At 64.1% G+C, this 21671-nt stretch carries 18 protein-coding genes and 1 pseudogene; 15 read left to right on the top strand and 4 right to left on the bottom strand.

Annotated features, from left to right (window positions below; all coding sequences use genetic code 11):
- Positions 1-12 precede the first annotated feature (12 nt).
- The 4 genes and pseudogenes from HAP41_RS41080 to cysD form a co-directional block, all read right to left on the bottom strand.
- Positions 13-873 carry a tyrosine-type recombinase/integrase gene (locus HAP41_RS41080; protein WP_166079017.1) on the bottom strand — a complete coding sequence of 287 codons (861 nt, stop codon included), beginning with the start codon at positions 871-873 and terminating at the stop codon, positions 13-15.
- A 279-nt stretch (positions 874-1152) separates the two neighbouring features.
- Positions 1153-3317, bottom strand: a pseudogene (locus tag HAP41_RS41075) (malate synthase G).
- Between the two features lie 391 nt (positions 3318-3708).
- Positions 3709-5625 carry an adenylyl-sulfate kinase gene (gene cysC / locus HAP41_RS41070; protein WP_166079069.1) on the bottom strand — a complete coding sequence of 639 codons (1917 nt, stop codon included), beginning with the start codon at positions 5623-5625 and terminating at the stop codon, positions 3709-3711.
- A 20-nt stretch (positions 5626-5645) separates the two neighbouring features.
- Entirely contained in the window at positions 5646-6440 is a 795-nt protein-coding gene (cysD, locus tag HAP41_RS41065; RefSeq protein WP_166079078.1) for a sulfate adenylyltransferase subunit CysD, read from the bottom strand.
- 236 nt (positions 6441-6676) lie between these two features.
- On the opposite strand from cysD, the gene cysG reads away from it, so the two are divergent.
- From cysG to HAP41_RS40990, 15 genes are all read left to right on the top strand, one after another.
- Positions 6677-8101, top strand: coding sequence for a siroheme synthase CysG (gene cysG, locus HAP41_RS41060; protein WP_166079083.1), 1425 nt, complete (start codon positions 6677-6679; stop codon positions 8099-8101).
- Positions 8098-8406 carry a DUF2849 domain-containing protein gene (locus HAP41_RS41055; RefSeq protein WP_071916679.1) on the top strand — a complete coding sequence of 103 codons (309 nt, stop codon included), beginning with the start codon at positions 8098-8100 and terminating at the stop codon, positions 8404-8406. The genes cysG and HAP41_RS41055 overlap by 4 nt, the downstream gene beginning before the upstream one ends.
- A gap of 30 nt (positions 8407-8436) precedes the next feature.
- Entirely contained in the window at positions 8437-10092 is a 1656-nt protein-coding gene (locus HAP41_RS41050; protein ID WP_166079090.1) for a nitrite/sulfite reductase, read from the top strand.
- Complete coding sequence (locus tag HAP41_RS41045) at positions 10079-10594, top strand: DUF934 domain-containing protein (RefSeq protein WP_166079092.1); 516 nt, start codon at positions 10079-10081, stop codon at positions 10592-10594. The genes HAP41_RS41050 and HAP41_RS41045 overlap by 14 nt, the downstream gene beginning before the upstream one ends.
- Complete coding sequence (locus HAP41_RS41040; RefSeq protein WP_166079112.1) at positions 10591-11322, top strand: phosphoadenylyl-sulfate reductase; 732 nt, start codon at positions 10591-10593, stop codon at positions 11320-11322. Before HAP41_RS41045 ends, HAP41_RS41040 begins: the two co-directional genes overlap by 4 nt.
- A 124-nt stretch (positions 11323-11446) precedes the next feature.
- Positions 11447-12448 (top strand): sulfate ABC transporter substrate-binding protein, encoded by a 1002-nt coding sequence (locus tag HAP41_RS41035; RefSeq protein ID WP_028148402.1) that lies wholly within the window; start codon positions 11447-11449, stop codon positions 12446-12448.
- An 84-nt stretch (positions 12449-12532) separates the two neighbouring features.
- On the top strand, positions 12533-13318 hold the full coding sequence (cysT, locus tag HAP41_RS41030; protein WP_248577254.1) for a sulfate ABC transporter permease subunit CysT: 786 nt from the start codon (positions 12533-12535) through the stop codon (positions 13316-13318).
- 9 nt (positions 13319-13327) lie between these two features.
- The gene (gene cysW, locus HAP41_RS41025) at positions 13328-14239 is read left to right on the top strand and encodes a sulfate ABC transporter permease subunit CysW (RefSeq protein ID WP_166079169.1); all 912 of its coding nucleotides are present in this window, start codon (positions 13328-13330) and stop codon (positions 14237-14239) included.
- Entirely contained in the window at positions 14229-15263 is a 1035-nt protein-coding gene (locus HAP41_RS41020; protein WP_063980997.1) for a sulfate/molybdate ABC transporter ATP-binding protein, read from the top strand. The genes cysW and HAP41_RS41020 overlap by 11 nt, the downstream gene beginning before the upstream one ends.
- Positions 15264-15359: 96 nt before the next feature.
- The gene (locus tag HAP41_RS41015; protein ID WP_063980998.1) at positions 15360-15863 is read left to right on the top strand and encodes a CAP domain-containing protein; all 504 of its coding nucleotides are present in this window, start codon (positions 15360-15362) and stop codon (positions 15861-15863) included.
- Positions 15864-15941: 78 nt separating this feature from the next.
- Entirely contained in the window at positions 15942-17117 is a 1176-nt protein-coding gene (locus HAP41_RS41010) for a DUF3734 domain-containing protein (RefSeq protein WP_063980999.1), read from the top strand.
- A 1-nt stretch (position 17118) separates the two neighbouring features.
- A complete protein-coding gene (locus HAP41_RS41005) occupies positions 17119-17907 on the top strand; it encodes a 3-hydroxybutyrate dehydrogenase (RefSeq protein WP_028157423.1) in 789 nt (262 codons plus the stop codon).
- A 267-nt stretch (positions 17908-18174) separates the two neighbouring features.
- Positions 18175-19035 (top strand): tyrosine-type recombinase/integrase, encoded by an 861-nt coding sequence (locus tag HAP41_RS41000; RefSeq protein WP_166079017.1) that lies wholly within the window; start codon positions 18175-18177, stop codon positions 19033-19035.
- A 20-nt stretch (positions 19036-19055) separates the two neighbouring features.
- Positions 19056-20282 carry an IS91 family transposase gene (locus tag HAP41_RS40995; protein WP_166053869.1) on the top strand — a complete coding sequence of 409 codons (1227 nt, stop codon included), beginning with the start codon at positions 19056-19058 and terminating at the stop codon, positions 20280-20282.
- A gap of 418 nt (positions 20283-20700) precedes the next feature.
- Positions 20701-21647 (top strand): IS630 family transposase gene (locus tag HAP41_RS40990; protein ID WP_166078628.1). Its coding sequence is split into 2 segments (ribosomal slippage): positions 20701-21040 and positions 21040-21647, totalling 948 coding nucleotides; the frame shifts between segments, so codons are not numbered across the junction.
- Positions 21648-21671 lie beyond the last annotated feature (24 nt).

Here is a 21671-nt window from a genome sequence, read left to right as displayed (position 1 = left end):
TCCCGCTGCGGGTCATCCAGGTGGCGTCACCTCCAGCGACAGGCGATCGAGCGGGCTCTGCGTCGCTCGGATCGTATCGGTGGCGACCTGCGTGTAGCGCGCTGTCGACGACAAATTATTGTGCCCGAGCAAGACCTGGATGATCCGGATATCGGTTCCGTTCTCGAGAAGATGTGTCGCGAAGCTGTGGCGCAGCGTGTGCGGCGTGACGCGCTTGGTCAGGCCCGCAGCCTTCACCGCCGACCGGCAGGCGGCATGCAGCACGGTCTGATCGATCGGATGATCTTCGTCACGACCAGGGAACAGATAAAGCCGCGGCCGGGCGAGCCGCCAGTAGGTGCGCAGGATGCCCAGCAGCTGGGGCGACAGCATCACGTTGCGATCCTTCGCGCCCTTGCCGTGGCGCACCTGGATGACGCCGCGGGCGCTGTCGATGTCTTCGATCCGCAGTCCCGCAACCTCCGAGGCCCTGAGCCCGGCCGCATAGGCGGTGGTGAGCGCGGCGCGGCTCTTCAGGCTCGATACCGCTTCAAGAAACTGAACCACTTCGTCGGCGCTGAGAACGACCGGCAGCTTGCGCGGTTCTCGCGCATAGGGAATGCGCTCTGGGATGAGCGCCTCGCCGAGCGTGACGCCGTAGAAAAACCGTAGCGCACAGACGATCTGGTTCAGCGCCGGCCATGAGATGCCGGTCGAGACCAAATGCACCTGGAAGGCGCGGACGTCTTCCAGCTCTAACCGGTCAGGCGATCGGCCAAAATAGCGGCTGAACTTCGAAACCGCGCTGATGTAGGATCTTTGCGTCGCCGGCGACAGATTGCGGACGGTCATGTCTTCGATCATGCGGCGGCGAAGAGGGCTCAAATCGGCCATCTCGATACTCCTGTCTGAGGGGGTGGGCTCCAACACCCACATCCTCTCAGCCAGGAGGCGATCTATGCCACCTTGCCCCCTACGCCGCGGCAGCGGCTTCGTTCAATCCACAATCGAATTTGCAGGCTTTGGCGGTCTTTACCTCCCAATCCCTGCAATCTCAAACCGTCTCAAATCCGAAAAACAGACTCTCGCTCAATCGCTTAGAGCCTTGTTCACGGACGACGAAATAAAAAGCCCCGGCGCGGGCCGGGGCTTTGGTGTTTGAATGACCGGGCTTTAGCCCGCAGCCTTGGCCTCGCGGCGGCGCGCGGTGAGGATGTACTCGGTGTAGCCGTTCGGCTGCTCGCGCCCCTTGAAGATCAGGTCGCAGGCCGCCTTGAACGCGACACCGTCGAAGGCGGGCGCCATCGGCTTGTAGATCGCGTCGCCCGCGTTCTGCTTGTCGACCACGACGGCCATGCGCTTGAGCGATTCCATCACCTGCGCCTCGGTGATCACGCCCTGGTGCAGCCAGTTGGCGAGATGCTGGCTGGAGATGCGCAAGGTGGCGCGGTCTTCCATCAGGCCGACATCGTGGATGTCAGGCACCTTGGAGCAGCCGACGCCCTGGTCGATCCAGCGCACGACGTAACCGAGAATGCCCTGGCAGTTGTTGTCGATCTCCTGCTTGACGTCGTCGGGCGCCCAGTTCGACTTCGACACCGGGATGGTGAGGATGTCGGAGAGCTTCGCGCGCGGACCGCCCTTGGTGAGTTCCTGCTGGCGCGCGGTGACGTTGACCTGGTGATAGTGCAGGGCGTGCAGCGTCGCTGCGGTCGGCGAGGGCACCCAGGCGGTGGTGGCGCCGGCCTGCGGATGCGCGAGCTTCTGTTGCAGCATGTCCGCCATCTTGTCGGGCGCGGCCCACATGCCCTTGCCGATCTGGGCGTGGCCGGGCAGGCCGTCGATCAGGCCCATGTCGACGTTCCAGTCCTCATAGGCCTTGATCCAGGCCTGCGCCTTCATCTCGTTCTTGCGGATCATCGGACCCGCTTCCATCGAGGTGTGGATCTCGTCGCCGGTACGGTCGAGGAAGCCGGTGTTGATGAACATGATGCGCTTGGAGGCGCGCTGGATGCAGGCCTTGAGGTTGACGGTGGTGCGCCGCTCCTCGTCCATGATGCCGACCTTGAGCGTGTTCTCGGGCAGGCCCAGCATCTTCTCGACGCGGTCAAAAATCTCGCAGGTCAGCGACACCTCGTCCGGGCCGTGCATCTTCGGCTTGACGATATAGGCAGATCCTGTGCGGCTGTTCTTGACCTTCGAGTTGTCCTTGAGGTCGTGGATCGCGAGCAGGCCGGAGACGGCGGCGTCGAGCAGGCCTTCCGGAACTTCCTCGCCCTTGTCGTCCAGCACCGCGTCGGTGAACATGTGGTGACCGCAATTGCGCATCAGCAGCAGGCTGCGGCCATGCAGCTTCACTTCGCCCTTGCCGTCCGGCGTCTTGTAGCTGCGGTCACTGTTGAGCGAACGGGTCAGCGTCTTGCCGCCCTTCTCGAAATCGGCTGAGAGCGTGCCGTTCATCAGGCCGAGCGTGTTGCGGTAGACCAGCACCTTGTCCTCGGCGTCGACCGCGGCGACCGAGTCTTCCATGTCGAGGATGGTCGACACGGCGGATTCCATGATCATGTCGGCGACGCCGGCGGGATCGTCCTTGCCGATCACGCTGCTGCGGTCGATCTTGACCTCGACGTGCAGGCCGTTGTTGGCGAGCAGCACCGCGGACGGCGCTGCCGCATCGCCCTGGAAGCCCGCGAACTGATCGGCGTTCTTCAGCGCGGTGGCGTTGCCGCTCTTCAGCTTCACGGCGAGCTGGCCTGCGACCACACTATAGGCGGTGACGTCGGTGTGGCTGCCGGTCGCGAGCGGTACGGCGGCATCGAGGAACGCTTTCGCCTTGGCGATCACCTTGTCGCCGCGCGCCTTGTTGTAACCCTTGCCGCTCTCGGAAGGATCGTGCGGAATCGCGTCGGTGCCGTAGAAGGCGTCATAGAGCGAGCCCCAGCGCGCGTTCGCCGCGTTCAGCGCATAGCGCGCGTTGGTGAGCGGCACGACGAGCTGCGGGCCGCAGATCTTGCCGATCTCTTCGTCCACATTGGCGGTCTCGACCTTCTGCGTCGCCGGCTCGGGGACGAGATAGCCGATCTCCGTCAGGAAGGCGGTATAGGCGCCGAGGTCGAACGCCTTGCCCTTGTTGGCGCGGTGCCAGTCGTCGATCTTGGCCTGCAGCGTGTCGCGCACCGCCAGCGCGCGCGGTTCTTCGGCCCCAGATCCTTGATGATGGCGGCGACCCCGGCCCAGAACGCATCCGGCGCGATCCCCGTTTTCGGGGCCGCTTCCTTGGCGATGAAGTCAAACAGGACGGGAGCGATCTTCAATCCGTGGGCGTCGACGCGTTTCATGATGGGCTTTCTTGTTGGAAATGGCTGTTTTTTGGCTGCTTTTGACCCGACAGCAGCAAAATGCGCCCATAAGGGGCGGCTTTCAGGGCCTATTAGCCCCAAAATCGGGGCCGTGAGAAGGCCTCCAAAGGTTGTCAAAATGTCCTGGCTCGTTTTACAAACGCTTCAGCCCGGCTTAGCGCCACGCGCACAACTGCGCTCCCTCCCCCCTTGCGGGGAGGGCAGGGGAGAGGGGTAGCCCAGGAAAAGGTGTGTCGGAATTCGACGGAGCGGAGTGCTCGCGCTGATGGAGAGAGTCCCCGTGTGGACCCTTCTCCCTAACCCTCCCCGCAAGGGGGGAGGGAACGCACTGCATGCGTTGTTACAGCGAGTGAACCAGCGCAGAGCGCGCTCAAATATTCGCGGCGAGGTCCACGAGCTCGTCGAACAGCACGCCGGTGGTCTTCAGCATCCGTTCGATCTCGTCCGCGGCGTCCGCAACCGTGCGGGCCGACGTGTCGATCACGAGCTCGGCAGCCTCGGGTCGCTCGTAGTCGTTGCCGATGCCGGTGAACGACACCAGCGCGCCGGCGCGGGCCTTCTTGTAATGGCCCTTGGGATCGCGATCCTCGCAGACCTCTGCCGGCGTCGCGACATGGATCTCGCGGAACGCGGTGTCGGCGATGCGGCGCGCGGTCGCGCGGTCCTCGCGGGCCGGCGAGACGGCGGCGACGATCGCGATGTGGCCGTTGCGGGCGAGATGGGTCGCGACCTCGGCGAGGCGGCGGATGTTCTCGCTGCGGTCGGCGGCGGAGAATCCGAGATCGTTGTTGAGCCCGGCGCGCAGCGTGTCGCCGTCGAGCAGGATCGGCGAGCCGCCATTGGTGAACAGCCGCCGCTCCAGCGCCTTCGCCAGCGTCGACTTGCCGGACGCCGGCAGGCCGGTGAGCCAGACCACGGCGCCGTTGTGGCGGTAGCGCGCGGAGCGTTCGTCGGGCCGCAGCGCCGATTCCACCGGCACGATGTCGACCGGCACCGCGCGCTGGCCGGCATCGACCGACAGCACGAGACCACCGCCGGCGATGCGCCCCGAGACTTCGATCACGAGACGGCCGGTGCGCGGATTCTCGGTGTAGGGATCGGCGGCAATCGGGCTCGAAAGAGAAATGTCGATCTCGCCGACGTGGTTGCGGCCGATCGCCTTGTTCTCGACGCTCGACAGCTCGCCGGGATCGACCGCCTTCTCGATGGCGACGACGGTGGCGCGGCTTTCCTTCGGGCCGCAGCGGACCAGCAGCTGGTCGCCCTTGGCGAGCGGCTTGTCGTGCAGCCAGAAGATGCGCGCGCGCAGACGGCGGGTCTCGCGCGGTGCGGAGCCGACATGCGCGACGATGTCGCCGCGCTCGATGAACAATTCGCGGTCGAGCGTGATGCCGACCGAGCGGCCCGCGCCCTGCCGTCCTGCGACCGGCGTTACCGGCCAGCTTTCGACCGTCTTGATCCTGGCGATCTTGCCGGCCGGCATGATCACGATCTCGTCGCCGGCAATGAGGCTGCCGGATTCGATGCGGCCCGCGACGATGCGGCGGTCGTCGAACTTGTAGATCGCCTGCACCGGCAGGCGCAGGGCGAGGGCTTCCAGCGGACGCGCCGGCTCGAGCTGGTCCAGCGCCTCGACCACGGTCGGACCCTTGTACCAGCCGATGCGGTCGGTGCGCTCCGCGACGCCGTCGCCGTCGCGGGCCGAGATCGGGATCACCGCCGTCGGCGTCACGCCGAGGCCCTGCAGATGCGCGGAAATCTCGTCGCTGATCTCTTGGAAGCGATCGGCGGAGAAGTCGACGCGGTCCATCTTGTTGACGACGATCGCGACCTGCTTCACGCCGAGCAGGTGCAGGAGATAGCCGTGCCGACGGGTCTGGTCACGCACGCCTTCGAGCGCGTCGATGATCAGCACCGCGCCGTCTGCCTGCGACGCACCGGTGATCATGTTGCGCAGGAATTCGGCATGGCCGGGCGCGTCGATCAGCACGATGTCGCGCGAATTGGTGCGGAAGCGGATCTGCGTGGTGTCGATGGTGATGCCCTGGTCGCGCTCGGTCTGGAGCGCGTCGAGCAGGAACGACCATTCGAACGGCATGCCGCGCCGCGCGCTGACGGCTTTCAGCATCTCGAGCTTGCCGTCGGGCAGGCTGCCGGTCTCGTGCAGGAGGCGGCCGACCAGCGTCGACTTGCCGTGGTCGACATGGCCGACGATCACGATGCGGACCTGAGGACGCGTGGTGCCGTTCGGAGTGGCGGGCGAAGCGGGGGTGACGATCATGTTCATAGCCGCGTTGCGTCCTTGAATCAGAGATAGCCGGCGACGCGCAGACGCTCGAAGGCGTCCTCGGTCTCGTGGTCGAGCGCACGGCCGGCGCGCTCCGGCACCTTGGTCTGCTCGAGCTCGGCCAGGATCTCGTCGATGTTCGATGCGGTCGACGCGACCGGATTGGTGATGTCCTGATCGCCCAGCGAGCGGTAGCGCTTGCCGTCCTTGGCGAGATACAGCGGGATGATCGGGATGTTCTCGCGCTTGGTGTAGGCCCAGATGTCGGCCTCGGTCCAATGCAGGATCGGATGGATGCGCAAATGCGCGCCCTGCGGCGGCGACGCATTGAAATGATCCCAGAACTCCGGCGGCTGGTCGCGGACGTCCCAATTGCCTTCGAGGCCGCGGGGCGAGAACACGCGTTCCTTGGCGCGGGTTGCTTCCTCGTCACGGCGGATGCCGGCGATCAGGCCGTCAAAACCATATTTGCCGAGTGCCATCTTGAGGCCTTCGGTCTTGCGCGCGGCGGAACGGGCGGCCGGCGGCAGCGTTGGATCGACGGCATCGATGGGCGGGCAGGGCTCGACGCGCAAATCGAGATCCCACTCCTTCCCGTAATGGTCGCGGAAGCGGTACATCTCCGGAAACTTCTTGCCGGTATCGACGTGGAGGGCGGGGAACGGCAGCCGGCCGAAGAACGCCTTGCGCGCAAGCCAGATCATGACGTTGGAGTCCTTGCCGAGCGACCACAGCAGGGCGATCTTCTTCAGGCGGCCAAAGGCCTCGCGAAAAATGTAGATGCTCTGCGCCTCGAGCTGGTCCAAATGGTCCATGCTGGGGGCGGTCAGCCCGACGGGAATTTGCTCGGAAACGGGAGCCCGGAAGTCCCGTCCATCTGCACCGGAATCGGTCCTGAGAAGATGCATCTCTGCCACTTTGCGTTTGGAGGCGAATTTTCTATAGTTGCGGTGCAGAAGAGAAGAAAAAATTTTCTCTTTGCGCGCTCGAAACGACACATATATAGAAAATAATTCCAGTCAACCCCGGATGTTGGGGAAGCGAGTATCGCATGCGGTTCTTGCCGGTGTTCCTCGATCTCAAGGCCGGTCCGGTGGTCCTCATCGGCGCGGGTGAGCTTTTGCGCGCCAAACTGCGCGTGCTCGCTGCTGCCGGTGCGCGCATCCGCGTGCATGCGATCGACGGCAATCAGGACCTGAGCCTCAGTTCCGAAGACGCTGCGCGGGTTGAAATCGCCACTGGCGATCCGCTCACCGCCGATCTCTCGGGCGTCATTGCCATCGTTTGCGCCGGCGCGGGCGATGTCGGCGTTGCCATGTCGGCGCGCGCCAAGGCGCTCGGCCTGCCCGTCAACGTCATGGACGATCTCGAACATTCCAGCTTCATCTTTCCGGCGATCGTCGATCGCGGCGACGTGGTGGTCGCGGTCGGCACCGGCGGCACCTCGCCCGTGGTGGCGCGGCGCGTGCGCGAGAAGATCGAGGCGCTGCTGCCGGCCCGCATCGGCGAGCTTGCCGAGTTCATCGGCGGCTTCCGCAAATCCATCAACGAGCGCATCGCCGAGTTTCCGCTGCGCCGCCGCTTCTGGGAGCGCGTCATCGACGGTCCGATCGGCGCGTCCGTGCTCGCGGGCCGCAAGGGCGAGGCCGACGCCGCGATCAAGGCGATCTCCGATCCGTCCGCGTTCGCGCGTGCCGACAAGCCGGAAGGCTCCGTCGCGCTGGTCGGCGCCGGGCCCGGCGATCCCGACCTTCTCACCATCAAGGCGCTGCGCGCGCTCCAGGATGCCGACATCGTCTTCCATGACGAACTGGTCTCGGGTGAAATTCTCGACCGCATCCGCCGCGACACCACGCGCGTTCCGGTCGGCCGCCGCGTCGGCAAGCCGGGCATCGGCCAGGACGCCATCAACAAGCGCATGATCGAGGCCGCGCAATCCGGCCAGCGCGTGGTGCGGCTGAAGGGCGGCGACCCCTTCGTGTTCGGCCGCGGCGGCGAAGAGGTCGAAGCGCTGCGCGCGGCCGGCGTCGCCTATTCGATCATTCCCGGCATCACCGCTGGGCTCGGCGGCGCCGCCGATTTCGAGGTGCCGCTCACCTATCGTCATGAGGCGACCCGCATCACCTTCCTCACCGCGCACAAGGCGCGCGATGCCGAGAATGTGGACTGGTCGACGCTGACCGACACCAAGATGACCGTCGTGGTCTACATGGGCATGACCGCTGCCCCCGCGATCCGCGAAGGCCTGTTCGCGGCCGGCCGTTCGCCGGAGACGCCGGTCGGCGTGTTCGCCCGCGTCACGCGGCCGGACGCACAAGGCGCGATCGGCACGCTGCGCGACCTGCCCGAGCTCGTGCGGCGGACCCATGGCGGTCCCGCCATCCTCATCATCGGCGACGTGGTCCGGCATGCCGGTTCACTTCGCCGCGAAACACCCAAACAAATCATCTCTGACCTCCTGGATGCTGCCGAATGACCTCTCCCTTGCAAAAGAAACTTAAAATCAGCGATTCCTCCGTCGTGACCGCTAACCGTACCTGGGATGGCGTCGTCGTCTACCGCACCGCTGCCAAGGGCTGGTCGGCTGACCTCGCAGACGCCGCGATCGTGCGAAACTCCGATGAGGCGAAAGCGTTGCTCGCCGAGGCCGTGGCCGATGACGTCGGCGCGATTGGTCCCTATATCGCTCCGGTCCAGATCGGCGAGGACGGCAAGATCGTGCCCGGAAATCTGCGCGAGCAGATCCGCCGCGATGGCGTGACCATCGACTTGCCGGTTTAATCGCAGGTCGGGCTGTAAGGCACTTTAATCATGTACGCTTACGACGAAATCGATCGCACGCTGGTCAACGAGCGCGTCTCGGAATTCCGCGACCAGGTGCAACGCCGTCTCTCGGGCGAGTTGACCGAGGACGAATTCAAGATGCTGCGCTTGCAGAACGGCGTCTATCTGCAACTGCACGCCTACATGTTCCGCGTCGCGATTCCCTACGGAACGCTGGCGTCGAACCAGTTGCGGCAGCTTGCCCATGTCGCGCGCAAATATGACCGCGGCTACGGCCATTTCACCACGCGCCAGAACATCCAGTTCAACTGGATCAAGCTTTCGGACCTGCCGGATGCGCTGGCCGATCTTGCCGAGGTCGGCATCCACGCGATGCAGACCTCCGGCAACAACATGCGCAACGTCACCTCGGATCAGTGGGCCGGCGTCGCGCCGGGCGAGATCGAGGATCCCCGCATCTGGTCGGAGCTGATCCGCCAGCATACTACGTTGCATCCGGAATTCTCGTTCCTGCCGCGCAAGTTCAAGATCGCGATCACCGCTTCGGATCACGACCGCGCTGCGATCAAGGTCCACGACATCGGCCTGCGGCTGATCAAGAACGAGAAGGGCGAAACCGGCTTCGAGGTGCTGGTCGGCGGCGGTCTCGGCCGCACGCCGTTCATCGGCAAGACCATCAAGCACTTCGTCCACGGCCGCGATCTCCTGAGCTATATCGAGGCGATCCTGCGCGTCTACAACCAGTACGGACGCCGCGACAATATCTACAAGGCGCGCATCAAGATCCTGGTGCACGAGCTCGGCATCGAAAAGTTCTCCCGCGAGGTCGAGGAGGAGTGGCAGCATATCCGCAACTCCTCGCTTCAGATCGACGACGAGGTGATCGAGGACATCCGCTCGCGCTTCATCTATCCGGCTTATGAGAAGCTGCCGCACATGCCGGACGAGCTGCGCCAGGCCGCGGCCGATCCCGATTTCGAGGCGTGGCGCAAGAACTCGGTCGCCGCGCACAAGAACCCGGGCTACTCCATCGTCACGATCTCGCTGAAGCCGATCGGCGCGCCTCCGGGCGATGCCACCGCCGAGCAGATGGATGCGCTGGCCGATCTCGCCGACAAATATTCCTTCGGCGAGATCCGCGTCGGTCATGAGCAGAATTTGGCGCTGCCGCATGTTGCCAAGCGCGACCTGCCGGCGCTGTGGAAGGCGCTCGACAAGCTTGGGCTGGCGACGCCGAACGTCAACCTGATCACCGACATCATCGCCTGCCCGGGGCTCGACTATTGCTCGTTGGCCAATGCGCGCTCGATCCCGATCGCGCAGGAGCTGACGCGGCGCTTTGCCAACCATGAGCTCGCCAATCTGATCGGGCGGCTGCATATCAACATCTCCGGCTGCATCAATGCCTGCGGCCATCATCATGTTGGCCATATCGGCATTCTCGGTGTCGAGAAGAACGGCGAGGAGGTCTACCAGATCACCATCGGCGGCCGTGCCGACGAGAGCGCCGCGCTTGGCAATCTGATCGGCCCCGGCGTCAAGTTTGACGAGGTCGCTGACGTCGTCGAGGACATCGTGGAAGCCTATCTGGCGCTGCGCGAGCGGCCGGAGGAGCCGTTCGTCGACACCGTGAAGCGCCTCGGCGTCGAACCCTTCAAGGAGCGCGTCTATGCCACTCGTTAACGGCGGAAAAATCGCCGACGACAGCTTCGTCAAGCTTGCCGTCGACACGCCGCTGCCCGAGGGCGGCGACATCCTGGTGCCGGCCGAGCGCTTCCTCAGTGATGCGGACGCGCTGCTCAAGCGCGGCGGCAAGGTCGGCGTGATCTGGCCGAACAATCGCGATATCGCCGAGCTCGTGCCCTATCTCGGCAAGATCGCCGTCGTCGCATTGGTGTTCCCGAGCTTCCGCGATGGCCGCGCCTACAGCCAGGCGCGCCTGCTGCGCGAGCGCTATAATTATCGCGGCGATTTGCGTGCCACCGGCCAGGTGCTGCGCGATCAGTTCGTGTTCATGCTGCGTGCCGGCTTCGATTCCTTCGACGTCAAGAAGCAGGCCGACGCGGAAGCCTTCATGCAGACGGCGAAGCGCTATTCGGTGTTCTATCAGCCGACCGGCGACGGCCGCATCACCGCGCTGCACCGGCGGATGCAGCTGCGTCACTCCGAAGGTGTCGGCACGTGAGCGCAATCGCGCCTCAGGTCGCTTCGGTGTCCGCGTCCGCGCTGCCCTCGGCGGAGGAACTCGATCGCGCGTTGCGCGATGCTTCGCCCGCGGAGGTTATCGCTGCGGCCCTGAAGGCGGTCGGCCGCGAAAAGCTTGCGCTGGTGTCGTCCTTCGGCACGGAATCGGCGACGCTGCTGAAGGTCATGGCCGACGTCGATCCGGCGATCCCCGTGATCTTCCTCGACACCGGCTGGCTGTTCGAGGAGACGCTGGCCTATCGCGACACGCTGATCGCGGAACTGGGCTTGAAGGACGTCCGCTCGATCAAGCCTGCCGAGGAGACGCTGTCGCGCGAAGACCCCGACCGCGACCTCTGGTTCTCCGATCCAGACGCCTGCTGCCGCATCCGCAAGGTCGAGCCGCTGGCGCGTGCACTGAAGCCGTTTGATGCCTGGCTCAATGGCCGCAAGCGCTTTCAGGGCAATGCGCGCACCGACATTCCGGTGGTCGAGGATGATGGCGCGCGGTTGAAGTTCAACCCCTTTGCCAATGTCTCGCGCGAGGAACTCGAAGCCATCTTCGTCCGCGCCAAATTGCCGCGTCATCCGTTGGTGGAGTCCGGTTTCCTGTCGGTTGGGTGTATGCCTTGCACCAGCAGAACGGCCGAGGGCGAGGATGCACGCGCCGGTCGCTGGCGCGGCCGAGCCAAGACAGAATGCGGCATCCACACGATGAAGACTTCGTAGCACAGTCGAGCTGTCCGGCTACGAACAAGAAAATCCGGTTCCGTTGACTTGAGAGCGTTTCGCCCCGAGTTATGCCCGCGTGCCATCGATGACGATGACGTCGTCGAGGTGAATGGAGATGGACATGATGCGCCGTATCGTTCCGCTCGCGGCAGGGCTGCTCTTGACGGGATTGTTGGCAAGCTCGGCTCTCGCCGCTGACATCAATCTCTTGAACGTGTCGTACGATCCGACGCGTGAGCTCTATGCCGAGTTCAACAAGGCGTTCGCGAATGCCTATCAGAAGGAAACCGGCAAGAGCGTCGAGATCAAGCAGTCGCATGGCGGCAGCGGCTCGCAGGCGCGTGCCGTGATCGACGGATTGCAGGCCGATGTGGTGACGCTTGCGCTTGCCTATGACATCGACGCCGTCGCGAACAAGGGCCTCACCGCGACCGACTGGCAGAAGCGTCTGCCGCAGAATTCATCGCCCTATACCTCGACCATCGTGTTTCTGGTGCGCAAGGGCAATCCGAAGGGCATCAAGGACTGGGACGATCTGCTCAAGACCGGTGTCTCGGTGATCACGCCGAACCCGAAGACCTCCGGCGGGGCGCGCTGGAATTATCTCGCCGCCTGGGGCTTTGCCCAAAAGAAATACGGCTCGGCCGACAAGGCCAAGGACTTCATCGGAAAGCTCTACCAGCAGGTGCCGGTGCTCGATACCGGTGCGCGCGGCGCCACCGTGACCTTCGTCGAGCGCGGCGTCGGCGACGTGCTGCTGGCCTGGGAGAACGAGGCCTATCTCGCCCTGAAGGAGTTTGGTGCGCAGAAGTTCGAGATCGTGGCGCCGCCGCAATCGATCCTCGCCGAGCCGCCGGTCGCGATCGTCGACAAGGTTGCCGATAAAAAAGGCACCCGCAACGCGGCCGATGCCTACCTCCAGTATTGGTATACCAAGGAAGGTCAAGAAATCGCCGCGCGCAATTTCTACCGTCCGCGCGACGCAGAGATCGCCAAGAAGTACGAAAACTCCTTCGCCAAGGTCGAACTGTTCACGATCGACGACGTTTTTGGCGGCTGGACCAAGGCGCAGAAGGAACATTTTGCCGACGGCGGCGTCTTTGATCAGATCTACAAGAACTGATCGGGCGCCGTCTTAGGAGTAGCAGGGGGCCTGGTGAGCGCAGTTGCAGCACGACGACGGACATTGCCGGGCTTCGGTCTCACGATGGGACTGACGCTTTCCTGGCTCTCCATCATCATCCTGATTCCGCTCGCCGGGCTGTTCCTGAAATCGCTGGAGCTTAGCCCCGAGCAATTCTGGAACATCCTGTCCAGCCGCCGCACCCTCAACGCCTTGCGCGTCTCCTTCGGCCTCGCCTTTGCGGCGGCCTGCGTCAATCTCGTCATGGGCAGCATCATCGTCTGGGCGCTGGTGCGTTACCGCTTCCCCGGACGCCGGCTGTTCGACGCCATCGTCGACGTGCCGTTCGCGCTGCCGACGGCGGTCGCCGGCGTCGCGCTGACCGCGCTGTTTGCCGAGAATGGCTGGCTGGGTGCGCCGCTCGCCGCGCTCGGCATCAAGGTGGCATTCACGCCGATCGGCATCTTCGTCGCCATGATCTTCATCGGCATCCCCTTCGTGGTGCGCACCGTGCAGCCGGTGCTCCAGGACCTCGACCCCGAGATCGAGGAGGCCGCCGGCAGCCTCGGCGCCAGCCGCTGGCAGACCATCATCCGCGTGATCCTGCCCTCGCTCGGACCGGCGCTGCTCACCGGCCTCGCGCTCGCCTTCGCCCGCGCGGTCGGCGAATACGGCTCGGTGATCTTCATCGCCGGCAATCTGCCTAATGTCTCCGAGATTGCCCCGCTCCTGATCGTGATCCGGCTGTCCGAATTCCGCTATGCCGACGCGACCGCGATCGCCGTGGTCATGCTCGTCGTCTCCTTCGTCATCATCTTCGCCGTCAACCGGCTCCAGCGCTGGGCGCAGAGCCGGATTCCGGCGCGCTGAGGGCAGATCATGACGATGCAGATCGCAGATTCCGTCTCGCTGCCTTCGACCGATGCGCGCGCACGTGCGCACGCCACTGCGGCACGCGACAGCCTCCGCACCGAACCGCCGGCAATACGTATCGCCATCATCGCGCTGGCGGTGATCTTCCTCAGCGTCTTCGTCGTGCTGCCGCTGGTTCTGGTGTTCGCGCAGGCCTTTTCGAGAGGCGTTCTCGCCTATTTCTCTGCGCTTGCCGAGCCGGAAGCGCTGGCTGCAATCAAGCTGACATTGATCGTGGCGGCGATCTCGGTCGGCCTCAATCTCGTATTCGGCCTCGTCGCGGCATGGGCCATCGCCAAGTTCGAGTTTCGCGGCAAGACCTTCCTGATCACGCTGATCGACCTGCCGTTCTCGGTGAGCCCGGTGATCTCGGGCCTCGTCTTCGTGCTGCTGTTCGGCGCACAGGGCTATTTCGGCAGCTGGCTTAGGGATCACGATATCCAGATCCTGTTCGCGGTGCCCGGCATCGCGCTTGCCACCACCTTCGTGACCTTCCCGTTCGTGGCGCGCGCGCTGATCCCCCTGATGCAGGAGCAGGGCACGCAGGAAGAGGAGGCCGCGATCTCGCTCGGCGCCTCCGGCTTGCAGACCTTCTTCCGCGTCACCCTGCCCAACATCAAATGGGGCGTGCTCTACGGCGTCCTGCTCTGCAACGCGCGCGCGATGGGCGAATTCGGCGCCGTGTCGGTGGTATCAGGACACATCCGCGGCGAGACCAACACCATGCCGCTGCTGGTCGAGATTCTCTACAACGAGTACCAGTTCGTCGCTGCGTTTGCGATCGCCTCGCTGCTGGCGATGCTGGCCCTGATCACGTTGATCGCCAAGACCGTTCTCGAACGTCACCTCGACGAAGGACACGACGCAAGTGACCATTGAAGTCAGGAATCTCGTCAAGCAGTTCGGTAGCTTCAAAGCCCTCGATGGCGTCGATCTCAAGGTCGACAATGGCGAGCTGCTGGCGCTGCTCGGTCCGTCCGGCTCCGGCAAGACCACGCTGCTGCGCATCATCGCCGGCCTCGACTGGCCCGATTCCGGCGAGGTTTCCTTCAATGGCGAGGATGCGCTGGCGCGGGGCGCGCGCGAACGGAATGTCGGCTTCGTGTTCCAGCACTACGCGCTGTTCCGCCACATGACGGTGTTCGAGAACGTCGCCTTCGGCCTGCGCGTGCAGCCGCGCGCCAGCCGTAAGGACGAGTCCACCATTCGTGCGCGCGTCAAGGAGCTGCTCGATCTCGTGCAGCTCGACTGGCTCGCCGACCGCTATCCGAGCCAGCTCTCCGGCGGCCAGCGCCAGCGCATCGCACTCGCCCGCGCGCTCGCGATCGAGCCGCGCATCCTCCTGCTCGACGAGCCCTTCGGCGCGCTCGATGCCAAGGTGCGCAAGGAGCTGCGCCGATGGCTGCGCTCGCTGCACCAGGAGATCAACGTCACCTCGATCTTCGTCACCCACGACCAGGAGGAGGCGCTCGAAGTCGCCAACCGCGTCGTGGTGATGGACAAGGGTAGGATCGAGCAGATCGGCTCGCCCGACGACGTCTATGAAAGCCCGGCGACCGCCTTCGTCCACGGCTTCATCGGCGAATCCATCGAGCTGCCGGTCCAGGTCGAAGGCGGCGTCATCAGGCTCGGCGACCGCCCACTCAATCTTGCAGCAGACGGCTTGGTGTCTGGCGCGTCAAAACTGTTCGTGCGGCGACATGATATGCTGGTCGGCCCGCCCGGAAGCGGTGCCTTCGAGGGCGCTGTGCAGCACGTCCGGAATTTCGGCCCCGTGCAGCGGGCCGAGGTGGCACTATCCGGCGGCGAGACCATCGAGATCGACGCCCCCCGCGACAGGGAACTGCGCGCCGGCGACACGATCGGCCTCGAACCGCGCCGCTACCGGATATTTGCGGGCTAGTAGGCGCCTCGGCCGAAAGCTCAAATCTTCCTCAATATTCACCTTTCAGCCACGGTTGGTATGCAACAACGGCCCCTCATTTGGGGGCCCCTGAACATGCGCGCTGCGGCCGCAATACTCATCACTTTGCTTCTCGCCGGCTGCGCCGGCAACGAAGCACCGGTCCAGCAGCCGTCGATGTATGCCGACATGTCGGTCCCGGGCACCAAGCTCGATGCGCAGGCGGCAGCGATCATGATCTCGCAATACCGCCAGAACAACGCCCTCGGCACCGTCGTGATCGACCCCGATCTGATGCGGCTCGCCGAATCCCAGTCCCAGGCCATGGCGGCGGCCAACAAGATGGACCATGACGTCCGCGCCCCGCTGGCCAAGCGCCTCAGCGCGGGCGGCTATCCGGCGACGGTGGCGGTCGAGAACGTTTCGGCGGGCTATCATACGCTGGCGGAAGCGTTTTCCGGCTGGCGCGACTCGCCTCCGCACCGGGCCAACATGCTCAAGAGCGGTGTCACAAAACTGGGCATCGCGGCGGGCTATGCTCCCGGCACCAAATACAAGGTGTTCTGGACCATGATCCTGGCCTCGACCGACCCCCGATAAGCCAGACTTGATCCCGGGATGCATTGACGCCGCGGCGGACTGTCGCCACGGTGGCTCGCCTTTTGCTATTGTTTCCAGATGACAGATCATAGCCCGGAAGTCGCAACAGTCCCCGCGAAGGCGCAGCGCGTCCTGGTCCTCCAGGGCGGCGGTGCGCTCGGCTCCTATCAGGCCGGCGCCTACCAGTCGCTGTGCCATTTCGACTTCGAGCCGGAATGGGTCGCCGGCATCTCGATCGGCGCGGTCAACGCCGCCATCATCGCCGGCAACGAGGGACAGACCCGCGTCAAGCGGCTCAAGGAATTCTGGGAGATGGTGTCGGCGCCGGTGCCGTGGAAGCCGATCGGCAAGAGCGATCACAGCCGCGAGCTGTTCAATTCGACCAGTGCCGCATTGATCGCGACCTTCGGCGTGCCCGGTTTCTTCACGCCGCGCATTCCGCCCGCGCCGCTCTGGCCGCCCGGCACCAAGCAGGCCGAGAGTTATTACGACACCGCGCCGCTGAAGAAGACGCTGGAGCGCCTGGTCGATTTCGATCGCATCAACGATCTGAAGACGCGCCTGTCGGTCGGCGCCGTCGGCGTCACCTCGGGCAACTTCAAATATTTCGACAATTACGAGTTCAAGAAGCTCGGCAAGACCATCGGCCCCGAGCACATCATGGCCTCCGGCGCGTTGCCGCCGGGATTTCCGTCCGTCGTGATCGAAGGCGAGCACTACTGGGACGGCGGCATCGCCTCCAACACGCCGCTCGACTACGTGCTCGATGCCGAGGTCGCTCGCGACATGCTGATCTTCCAGGTCGACCTGTTCAGCGCCCGCGGCGATCTGCCGAATTCGCTGCTCGAGGCGACCGAGCGCGAGAAGGACATCCGCTTCTCCAGCCGAACGCGGATGAACACCGACAAGAACAAGCAGATCCATAATGCGCGCCGGGCCGTGCGCGATCTGATTTCAAAATTGCCCGATTATCTGAAGAATGATCCTTCCGTGGAATTCCTCGCGAAGGTCTCGCGCGAAAGCACCGTCACCGTGGTGCACCTGATCTATCGCAGCAAGAACTACGAATCCTCGTCGAAGGATTACGACTTCTCGCATGTCGCCATGGTCGAGCATTGGGAAGCCGGCGTGCGCGACGTGCATCTGTCGATGCGCCATAAGGACTGGCTCGAGCGGCCGCAGTCCGGCGAGACCATGGTGACCTACGATCTCACGGGGGACGTTACCGCGCCCCCGCCAAAAAGGAGCGAATAACATGGGTAGTCTGTCAGGCAAGAACGCCGTCGTGACCGGTTCGACCAGCGGCATCGGGCTCGCCTATGCGCGCGCCTTCGCCGCCGCCGGCGCCAATGTCGTCATCAACGGCTTCGGCTCGCCGGAGGACATCGAGAAGGAGCGCGCCAAGATCGAGTCCGACTTCGGCGTGAAGGCGGTGTATTCGCCGGCCGACATGACCAAGCCCGCCGAGATCGCCGGGATGATCGCGCTCGGCGAGAAGTCGTTCGGCTCGGTCGACATCCTCGTCAACAATGCCGGCATCCAGTTCGTCTCACCGATCGAGGAATTCCCGGTCGAGAAGTGGGACCAGATCATCGCGATCAACCTGTCCTCGGCTTTCCATGCCATCCGCGCGGCGGTGCCCGGCATGAAGAAGAAGGGCTGGGGCCGTATCATCAACACGGCGTCGGCGCACTCGCTGGTCGCCTCGCCCTTCAAGTCCGCCTATGTGTCGGCCAAGCACGGCATCGCCGGCCTGACCAAGACCGTGGCGCTCGAGGTCGCGACCCACAAGATCACCTGCAACTGCATCAGCCCCGGCTATGTCTGGACGCCGCTGGTGGAGAAGCAGATCCCCGACACGATGAAGGCGCGCAACCTCACGCGCGAGCAGGTCATCAACGACGTGCTGCTCGACGCGCAGCCGACCAAGGAGTTCGTCACCTCCGAGCAGGTCGCAGCGCTCGCGCTGTTCCTATGCGGCGACGATGCCGCGCAGATCACCGGCACCAACCTGTCGATCGACGGCGGCTGGACGGCGGAGTAACGACCGGTGTCATGCCCCGGCTTGACCGGGGCATCCAGTACGCCGCGGCGGAAGTTGCAAGAGCGAGTTCGCCAACGTTAGGCTCTGGAATACTGGATCGCCCGGTCAAGCCGGGCGACGACAGCTAGAGCATTTTCCGACCGGAAAGAATCGGGTGGGGATTGAACGAAGCCGCTGCCGCGGCGTAGGGGGCAAGGTGGCATAGATCGCCTCCTGGCTGAGAGGATGTGGGTGTTGGAGCCCACCCCCTCAGACAGGAGTATCGAGATGGCCGATTTGAGCCCTCTTCGCCGCCGCATGATCGAAGACATGACCGTCCGCAATCTGTCGCCGGCGACGCAAAGATCCTACATCAGCGCGGTTTCGAAGTTCAGCCGCTATTTTGGCCGATCGCCTGACCGGTTAGAGCTGGAAGACGTCCGCGCCTTCCAGGTGCATTTGGTCTCGACCGGCATCTCATGGCCGGCGCTGAACCAGATCGTCTGTGCGCTACGGTTTTTCTACGGCGTCACGCTCGGCGAGGCGCTCATCCCAGAGCGCATTCCCTATGCGCGAGAACCGCGCAAGCTGCCGGTCGTTCTCAGCGCCGACGAAGTGGTTCAGTTTCTTGAAGCGGTATCGAGCCTGAAGAGCCGCGCCGCGCTCACCACCGCCTATGCGGCCGGGCTCAGGGCCTCGGAGGTTGCGGGACTGCGGATCGAAGACATCGACAGCGCCCGCGGCGTCATCCAGGTGCGCCACGGCAAGGGCGCGAAGGATCGCAACGTGATGCTGTCGCCCCAGCTGCTGGGCATCCTGCGCACCTACTGGCGGCTCGCCCGGCCGCGGCTTTATCTGTTCCCTGGTCGTGACGAAGATCATCCGATCGATCAGACCGTGCTGCATGCCGCCTGCCGGTCGGCGGTGAAGGCTGCGGGCCTGACCAAGCGCGTCACGCCGCACACGCTGCGCCACAGCTTCGCGACACATCTTCTCGAGAACGGAACCGATATCCGGATCATCCAGGTCTTGCTCGGGCACAATAATTTGTCGTCGACAGCGCGCTACACGCAGGTCGCCACCGATACGATCCGAGCGACGCAGAGCCCGCTCGATCGCCTGTCGCTGGAGGTGACGCCACCTGGATGACCCGCAGCGGGATGCGGGTCATGACCCGCTCCGACATCCGCTCCAACAGGCCCGCCATCGAGATTGCCGATATTCTGCGCCGGCATGGCGACGCCTATCGCCGTGTACATGCCGGTCATCTGGGGCGGGTCGAGCGGCGCGTGATGAGCGCGATCGTTGCGTGCCGGACCGAGGCGCTCGGCGGCCACATGCAGGCTTGCGACGACTGCGGCACGACACGCGTTGCCTATAATTCCTGCCGCAATCGGCACTGTCCGAAGTGTCAGGGGAGAGCCCGAGCCGCGTGGCTCGCCGCGCGTCAAGCCGACCTGCTTCCGGTTCCCTATTTCCACGTCGTCTTTACACTTCCCGCACCGATCGCCGCGATCGCTTTCCAGAACAAGGCCGTCGTCTATGCCATCCTGTTCAAGGCTGCCGCCGAGGCGATGACGACGCTCGCCGCCAATCCACGCCGGCTCGGCGGTGCGATCGGCGGCGTCGCCGTCCTCCACACCTGGGGACAGACGCTGATGCATCATCCCCACGTCCATTGCGTCGTTCCGGGTGGCGGCCTCTCGCCCGATGGCGCGCGCTGGACCGCTTGCCGACCGAACTTCTTCCTGGCCGTCAAACCGTTGTCCAGACTATTTCGCACACTTTTTCTCAAACGTCTGTCGGCAGCCTTCAACTCCGGTGCCTTGCGTTTCTTCGGCGATCTCGGAGCTCTGGCCGAGCCGGCTGCCTTTGCGGCCCACCTCGACGCCATGCGACGCATCAACTGGGTTGTTTACGCCAAGCGGCCCTTCGGCGGACCCGCACAGGTCCTGGCCTATCTCGGCCGCTACACCCATCGCGTCGCGATCGCCAACAGCCGGCTCGTCGCACTCGACGACGATCATGTCGCCTTCTCATGGAAGGACTATCGCCAAAACAGCGCGACAAAGATCATGAATCTCAAGCCCGATGAGTTCATTCGCCGTTTCCTGCTTCATACGCCGCCTGACGGCTTCCACCGCATCCGCCACTTCGGCTTCATGGCCAACCGCCATCGCGCTGCCAAGCTCGCCCTTTGCCGCGAACTTCTCGATCATGAGCGAACAGCCCCAAACGATGGCCAGCCGTCGCCTGTGGATTCGGAGGCTCAAACCTGGGCCGAGGTTCCTGCCTGTCCCGATTGTGGTGGCGTCATGCGCATCATTGAGCGCTTTCGACATAGCTTCAGACGCCCCAGCCCTCGAACATCACCGTTCCGATGCGACACATCGTGAGCCAAGTCATGTCGTGCACGACGATCATCATTCGTCATTTCGCTCCCAGCGTCTCGATCATCGCGGACGATGTCGAATCCGTGCTGTCACACTGCGCGACAACAACCGTCCGATGCAGCAAAAGGCCTATCGCGATCTCAGGCGAAGCGCGTCTGATCTCAACTCTTCCAGGATGCGCACTCCTGTGTCTCTGCCTCACGCGCCGAGCCAGCAGATCGGGCATGGCGATCTCGAACAATCCCCATAGCTGCAAAACCGCGAATAGCCTCCCGCGCCTTCGTTCAATCCGGCTTCAATGAGGTCGCGTCATAAGCGCCTGCCGCGCCCTCGCGTGAGCGCGACCTCACAGAACCCTCCAGATTCCCAAAACGGCGCGAGTCAGATTCAAGCTGCATGCTGGCGAGGGAGGCCAGCATGTATGGCCAGGGCGCTTTCGGTTGATCTTCGCCAAAGGGTGGTAGCCGCGATTGACGGTGGCATGTCCTGTCGACAGGCTGCTGAGCGCTTTGGTGTCAGCGCGGCCAGTGCAATCCGCTGGCGCGGTCGCCTCAAGAAAGTTGGCGACATCGTTCCTAAACGCCAGGGCGGTGACCGCAAATCGCAGCGCATCGAAGCGCATTCGCAATTGATTCTGGAGGCGGTGACAGCGAGGCCGGATATCACGCTTGCCGAGTTGCGAGAACTGTTGAAACGTCGTGGAATATCGACTGGCATCGCGTCGCTCTGGCGTTTTTTCCAGCGCAGAAAGATCACACTTAAAAAAAGACAGCGCACGCCGCCGAGCAACGGCGCGGCGATATAAATGCCGCACGTGAGGAGTGGTTCGAAGGGCAAATCGACCTTGCCCCTGAGCGTCTCGTCTTCATCGACGAAACCAGCGCCAACACCAAAATGGCGCGGCGTTACGGGCGCTCGCCACGCGGCGAGCGATGTCGTGCAGCTATCCCACACGGACATTGGAAGACGACGACGTTCACCGCTGGATTGCGCTCCGACGGTCTGATCGCGCCGCTTGTTCTGGACGGTCCAATGGATGGCGACGCTTTCCTGGCCTACGTCGAGCAATTGCTCGCCCCATCGCTGCGGCCGGGCGATACCGTTATCATGGACAACTTGCCCGCTCACAAGGTCCATGGCGTTCGAGAGGCCATCCAGGCGGTCGGAGCTAGCCTGCTCTATCTTCCGCCCTACAGTCCAGACTTCAACCCGATTGAAATGGCCTTCTCCAAACTGAAAGCGCTGTTGCGGACCGCCGCAGCCCGCACCATGCCCGATCTCTGGCAAGCAATCGCCAACGCTCTCAAACGCTTCTCACCCGAGGAATGTCAAAATTATCTCGTCGCGGCTGGTTACGACGCAACGTGATCGGAAAACGCTCTAGGGTGGGTG

The sequence above is a fragment of the Bradyrhizobium barranii subsp. apii genome, from assembly GCF_011516635.5.
Taxonomy (GTDB): domain Bacteria; phylum Pseudomonadota; class Alphaproteobacteria; order Rhizobiales; family Xanthobacteraceae; genus Bradyrhizobium; species Bradyrhizobium barranii.
The sequence above is the reverse complement of the archived record's forward strand: the minus strand, read 5'-3'. Positions and strand labels throughout refer to the sequence as shown.